The sequence below is a fragment of the Alcanivorax sp. DG881 genome (genome assembly GCF_000155615.1).
Taxonomy (GTDB): Bacteria; Pseudomonadota; Gammaproteobacteria; order Pseudomonadales; family Alcanivoracaceae; genus Alcanivorax.
The window spans coordinates 1,884,137-1,890,460 of sequence record NZ_DS989915.1; the positions used below are offsets into that span (position 1 = coordinate 1,884,137).

6 protein-coding genes are annotated in these 6,324 nt (G+C 60.5%); 3 read left to right on the plus strand and 3 right to left on the minus strand.

What is annotated here, in order from left to right:
• Window positions 1-127: 127 nt before the first annotated feature.
• On the minus strand, window positions 128-853 hold the full coding sequence (locus tag ADG881_RS08430; protein WP_007149645.1) for an SDR family oxidoreductase: 726 nt from the start codon (window positions 851-853) through the stop codon (window positions 128-130).
• 116 nt (window positions 854-969) lie between these two features.
• Here ADG881_RS08430 and ADG881_RS08435 point away from each other — a divergent pair, with 116 nt between their 5' ends.
• Window positions 970-1,449, plus strand: coding sequence for a helix-turn-helix domain-containing protein (locus ADG881_RS08435; protein ID WP_007150615.1), 480 nt, complete (start codon window positions 970-972; stop codon window positions 1,447-1,449).
• Between the two features lie 130 nt (window positions 1,450-1,579).
• Here ADG881_RS08435 and ADG881_RS08440 read toward each other — a convergent pair whose 3' ends face one another.
• A complete protein-coding gene (locus ADG881_RS08440) occupies window positions 1,580-3,469 on the minus strand; it encodes an amidohydrolase (protein ID WP_039926458.1) in 1,890 nt (629 codons plus the stop codon).
• Between the two features lie 256 nt (window positions 3,470-3,725).
• Entirely contained in the window at window positions 3,726-4,658 is a 933-nt protein-coding gene (locus tag ADG881_RS08445) for a LysR family transcriptional regulator (RefSeq protein WP_007149367.1), read from the minus strand.
• A 106-nt stretch (window positions 4,659-4,764) separates the two neighbouring features.
• Here ADG881_RS08445 and ADG881_RS08450 point away from each other — a divergent pair, with 106 nt between their 5' ends.
• Both ADG881_RS08450 and ADG881_RS08455 read left to right on the plus strand, forming a co-directional pair.
• Window positions 4,765-5,628, plus strand: a complete 864-nt coding sequence (locus ADG881_RS08450) for an SDR family oxidoreductase (protein ID WP_007149194.1) — start codon at window positions 4,765-4,767, stop codon at window positions 5,626-5,628.
• Between the two features lie 3 nt (window positions 5,629-5,631).
• Window positions 5,632-6,309, plus strand: coding sequence for a histidine phosphatase family protein (locus ADG881_RS08455; RefSeq protein WP_007150275.1), 678 nt, complete (start codon window positions 5,632-5,634; stop codon window positions 6,307-6,309).
• Window positions 6,310-6,324 lie beyond the last annotated feature (15 nt).

A 6,324-nucleotide genomic window follows, 5' to 3' on the forward strand; every position in this document is an offset into this window, starting at 1 on the left:
CTCCTACGGCAGGGTTTTGGGTTTGTGTGGGAGAGCATGCTTGCATGCCGAATTTCCGGGCAGGCCCCTTCGTGATGCAAGCATCACTTCCCACAAAAAACGTGTTGCGTGTTGCGTGCCGCGTCTCTTAAAACGTTTCCATCCACGGGCGCAGGTCGATTTCGTGGGTCCAGGCGTCGCGGGGTTGTTGGTGGAGCATCCAGTAGGTGTCGGCGATGTGTTCCGGGTTGAGAATGCCATCCTGTTCTTTCTGGGCATACTTGGCCGGGAAGTTGTCGCGGATAAAGGCGGTGTCGATGGCGCCATCGATGATTGGGTGCACCACGTGGATGCCTTCCGGCCCCAACTCCCGGGCCATACTTTGCGCCAAAGCACGTAGCGCAAACTTGGCGCCGGAAAAGGCGGAGAAGCCCTTGCCGCCACGCAGGGAGGCGGTGGCACCGGTGAAGATGATGGTGCCTTTATTGCGCGGCACCATCACGCGGGCGGCTTCGCGGCCCGCCAGGAAACCGGCGAAGGCGGCCATCTCCCAGACCTTGCGGTACACCCGGGCGGTGGTTTCACGGATGGAGAAGAACACGTTGGCGCCGATGTTGAACACCACCACGTCCACCGGGCCGACCTCATTTTCGATGGTGTCGAACAGCGCTACCATCTGCTCTTCATCGCGGGCATCGCAACCGAACGGGCGAGCTTTGCCGCCGGCGGCTTCGATCTCCTGCACCAGCGGCGTCAATGCCTCTTCATTACGGCGCGTGACGCAGACGGTGTAGCCTTCGCGAGCAAAGCGTTTGGCGATGGCGCCACCGGTGGCATCACCGGCACCGATTACCACTACGGCGGATTCTGGCATGGGGCCTCCAACAAGTTCGTTCTGCAAACAGTTAGTTCCAATTAGGAACTGATAGTCGGTTCTTTTTGGGAACCCGTCAAGCGAGTATGATCAGAAAATGTTCCCGGAGGTTTACTATGCGCTGGCAAGACATCGATCAACAGCCCTGCTCACTGGCCCGTTCGCTGGCCATTATTGGCGATAACTGGACGCTGCTGGTGCTGCGCGACTGCTTTCTCGGGGTGCGCCGTTTTGATGATTTCCAGCAACGGCTGGGCGTCACCCGCCATGTGCTCAGCGACCGGCTGCGCAAGCTCGCCGATGGCGGGGTACTGGAGAAAGTGGCCTACCAGGAACGGCCCCTGCGCCACGAATACCGGCTGACCCCCATGGGCCGCGACCTCTACCCGGTGATTGCCCACCTGGCCCAGTGGGGCGACAAATACCTGGCCGGTGATGCCGGCCCACCGCTGGTGCGCGTGCATCGCCAATGCGGCGAACCGCTGGAGGCCAAACTGCAATGTGGCCATTGCGGTGACAGCGTGGAGCCCAAGGATATTCGGCTGGAAGAAAACCCGCACTGGGCCGGGCAATTATTGCCGACCCAGGCGGGGTAAGAGAGTTTGTCGGATTACGCCTTTCAGGCTAATTCGACCTACTCGACCACGCTTCAGGTAGGGTCGAATTTACCCAAGGGCACAGAGAGGCCGAAGGCCGTAACCCGACATTGAGCGCTGCCAAGAACCCTCAGTGCTCGGTGCCGTTAAGCGCATGGAAGATGTGCTCCAGGGCCGGGCCGAAGCAGCCATCGGCACCGTAATGGCCATGACTTGCCGGCCATTGCGCCTGCGCCATGGACACGCCCAGCGGCGGCGCCTGCACAGCGGCAGCACCATCCTCACTGCGCCGATAAATGGATTCCCCTCCCTTGATGGTTTCCAGCACGGTAAGTGAGTGCAGTGTTTGCGGCTCCACTTCCAGCGGGTTCTCCGACAACACCACAAAGTCCGCCAGCTTGCCCACTTCGATGGAGCCCTTGCTGGCTTCTTCAAAGTGCTGATAGGCGGACCAGATTGTCATTGCCTTGAGCGCCGTCATCACACTGACCTTCTGCGCTTCACCCAGCACCTTGCCACTGCGGGTGGTGCGATTCACCGTGGCATCCAGCACGCGCATGGCGTTGGGTAACGCTACCGGTGCATCGTGGTGGGTGGTGAACCGCATGCCCGCTTCCCGGACCCAGCCGGTGGGCGAAATGTTTTCCGCCCGCTCCGGGCCGAGTACAGAATCGCGGTGCCAGTCACCCCAGTAGAAGGTATGCATGGGGAACAGGGACGGGAGGATGCCCAGGGTTTTCAGCTCGGCAACCTGGTCCTTGCGCAGGGTCTGACCGTGGATCAGCACCGGGCGCACATCCACATCGGGCACCGCCGCTTCGGCCTTTTCCCAGCCCATGATCATCTGGTCGATGGCCCGATCGCCATTGGCGTGGGTCAGTGTTTGCCAGCCGTTTTCCAGAGCCTTGGTGTACACCTCCACCACCTTGTCATCTTTCACCACGCCGTAGCCGGCATAGTCATCGTCCTTGCCGTGGGGCGGCTGGTAGTAGGGCTCGGTGAGCCAGGCGGTTTTGCCCTGGGGGGAACCGTCCAGGGTCAGCTTGATGCCACCGATGCGAAAATGGTTATGGTACTGCGGTGTGCTGTCCACGTTGTGGTAGAACGGCGGCACCATCAATTCGTCCACACCCTCGTTGAGAATATCCGGGTAGGACACGATATCCGCTTTCAGCACGCCGGCCTGGGCAGCGCCCATGGCCACCTTCACGTGCTGCGGCGAGCTGCGGCCATCCTGCAGGGTGGTATAGCCAAAGCGGGTGTACAGCCGCTCGCCTTCCTTGAGCATGGCCACGGCTTGCTCGCCATTCATTTTCGGGAACAACTTTCCCAGTGCCATAAAGAAGGCATTTTCTTCCAGCAAGCCCGTAGGCTCGCCGGTTTTCGGGTCTTTAACGATGACGCCGCCGGGCGGGTTGGGGCTGTCGGCGGTGATGCCGATTTTTTTCAGCGCGGCGCTGTTGAGCACACCAAAGTGGGCGCTCTGGTGCACGATCAATACCGGCGTATCGGCACTGACCTGATCCAGCTCTGCGCGGCTGGGGTGACGCTGCTCCGCCAGCTGGGAATCGTCGTAACCGAAACCATAAATGATGCCGAACTGCTTGTTCAGTTCCGAGGTTTTGGCGAAGGCCTGCAAGCTATCCACCAGCTCCGGCACACTGCTGATGCCACCATCCGGCGGCGGCAACAGGTTGGCGCTCATGGCCTGAAAACCGACAAAGGACACATGGCCATGGGCATCCACAAAACCGGGCAGCAGCGTCTTGCCCTGCAGATCGTGCATGGTGGTGCTGTCCCCCTGATAACGCAGCACCGCGTCTTTTTCACCCACCGCCACAATGCGCCCATCGCGCACCGCAACAGCCCGGGCCTCGGGGGCGTTATCGTCGACGGTTATCACCGGGCCATTAAACCAGATGGCTTCGGCCGGAGACGGCGGTGGCAGATCGGTCTGACACCCGAACAAGGCGGTTACTGCCAGGGCACCCGGCAGCCACTTGCTGATTGAATGTTTCATTACTCTCCCTTTTTTCACTTCTTATAAGTTTTGCAAACGTTGTAGCGCCTTTTGACACTAGCAAGCCTGCGAGAGAAGCAATAAACGGAACCTTATAGAAATGTTTCAAAGCAGGAACGGCGTCGCGTTTGCTGGCACCGTGAGGCTTTGTCGGATTACGCCTTTTAGGCTAATTCGACCTACCAAACCACGCTTCAGGTAGGTCGTGTTTACCCAAGGGCACAGAGAGGCCGAAGGCCGTAACCCGACAAAGCACCTACAACGAAGGCGCACTGAGCTGGATTTCATTCTGCATGGTTTGCAGCTGGGCCAGCACCCGCTGGCGCAGCCAGCTGTGGGCCGGGTCAGCACTCTGGTCACGGTGCCAGTACAGGTGCATTTCCAGGCCGGGCAATTCGCCGGGGAACGGTTTGAGCACCAGGCCCTGGCGGCTCAGCTGCCCGGCCAGGCTGGCGGGCATGGTGAGCAGCAAGTCAGTTTGCTGCACGGTGCTGAGCGCCGCCTGATAATGCTGACACCGCAAGCGGATATGACGCCGGTAGCCCTGCCGGGCCAAACCGAAATCTTCCAGCCCCGGCCCTTCACGACGGGATGATACCAACACATGCTGGGCGGCCAGATAATCAGGCAGATCCATGCCTTCGGCCAGCGGGTGAGAGTCGCGCATCATCACCACCAGCGGGCCATGCAGCACCGCCTGATGCTCGATGGCTTCCGGCAGCGCCAACATCACATCGCAGGCCAGATCCAGCCGGCCGCTGGCCAGCTCGGTGGCCATTTGCCGGCGGCTCACGGTGAGCGACTGCAACTTCACCCCTGGTGCTTCATCCATAAACTGGCTCATCAGTGCCGGTAGCAAGCGCCCTTCCAGCCCGTCACGCAGGCCCAGCACAAAGGTGCGCTCCGCTTCGCTGGCATCGAAACCACCCTCTTCGCTCAGGCAGCGCTGGAACCCTCCCAGGGCGTGGCGCACCGGGCTGACCATGGCGCGCGCTCTGGCGGTGGGCACCATGCGGCTGCCCTGACGGACAAACAAGGGGTCACCCAGACGGTCGCGCAGCCGCCCCAGGGCGTGGCTGACCGCCGGCTGGGTGAGGTTGAGCACCTTGGCGGCGCGGGTCAGCGACCCCTCGGTGTAAATGGCATCGAAGACCACAAAGAGGTTCAGATCGAATCGCGAAACATGCATCAGATTTATCCAGAATTATTGCAATGATTCATTGGATTTATTGAAACGCGGTCTCTAGCATCGGTCAATGGGCATCTATCATTCATTTTTGTAATACAGACGAACTATGAGCACATCTGCAAACACGGCTACTTCTTCCCAAACGCAGCGGGTACTGATTACCGGCGGCGCCTCCGGGCTGGGCCGCGCCATGGCCGAAGCCTGGCTTCGCGAGGGCGCCCGGGTGTTGATCGGCGACGTGAATCAGGAACGCGCGGCAGAAACCCTGGCCGCCCTGAAGGATCTGCCCGGGGAATTGCAGTACCAGTATCTGGATGTGCGCGACGCCGCCAGCTTCAACAATTCGCGGGAATGGCTGGAACAGAACTGGGGCGGGCTGGATGTGCTGGTCAACAACGCCGGGGTGGCCGGGGCTGCCCGCATCGACCGTGGCGACATGGCCGACTGGGACTGGATTTTCGATATCAATGTGAAAGGCGTGGTGCGCGGCTGCAAGGTCTTCGTGCCGATGATGAAACGTCAGGGCCATGGCCATATCGTCAATATCGCCTCCCTGGCCGGGCTGCTGCATGCACCGGTGATGGGCAGCTATAACGTGACCAAGGCCGGCGTTATTTCCCTGTCGGAAACCCTGCGTTTCGAACTGGCGCCCTATGGCATTCATACCACCGTGGTGTGCCCCGGCTTTTTCCGCACCAACCTGCATGAGTCCATGCGCACCCCGGAACCGGGCATGATCGAAACCGTGGACAAGTTGCTTTCCAGCGACGAGCTCAACGCCAACCAGATTGCCGAGATGATCAAGCAGGCGGTGGCCAAACAGCAGTTTTTCCTGCTGCCTCACAAAAGCGGCCGCCGCGCATACTGGATCAAACGCTTCCTGCCGTTTGTGTTCAACCGGATCATGCTGAAAGGCGCGCTGCGCCTGCAGCGTAAGCTGGAAAAAACCGAACAGAAAAAAGAGCACTGATTTATGCCGGTGATTTATCTTATTCGCCACGGACAGGCCAGTTTCGGCAAGGAAGATTACGACCAGCTTTCCGAGCCGGGCTGGGAGCAAAGCCGTATTCTTGGCCGCGCCCTGCAGAACCAGGCACTGGGCTTTCCCCGGGCTATCTGCGGCACCATGCGCCGTCACCGGGAAACGGCAGAGGCTACGCTGGGCGAACTGGGGCTGCCAAAAGAGTGGCACACCGACACCGGTTTTAATGAGTACAACCACGAAGAGTTGCTCGCCGTTGACTGGCCCCTGGCCACCGACCGCCCCGCGCTCACCGCCTGGCTGGCGGAGCAGGAGCAACCTCGCAAGGTGTTCCAGGCCCGTTTTGAACAGGCCCTGCGCCGCTGGCAGCGTGGCGAAGGGGACTACAGCGAAACCTGGCCCGCGTTCCGTGAGCGGGTGCTGGCCAGCACCTATAGCCTGGGCAACAGCCTGAGCAGCGGCGACAGCGCCCTGGTGTTCACCTCCGGCGGCGCCATCAGTGTGATCATCCAACAGTTGATGGCTCTGGATGCGGAAGCGCTGATCACCTATAACCGCAACCTGATCAACACCAGTGTGACCCGCGTGCTTGTGAACGCTGGCAAGTTGCGGCTAGTGTCAGTGAACGAACACCTGCACCTGCCCAGCGAACAGGTCACGTATCGATAACCTTTCCTGTAGGAG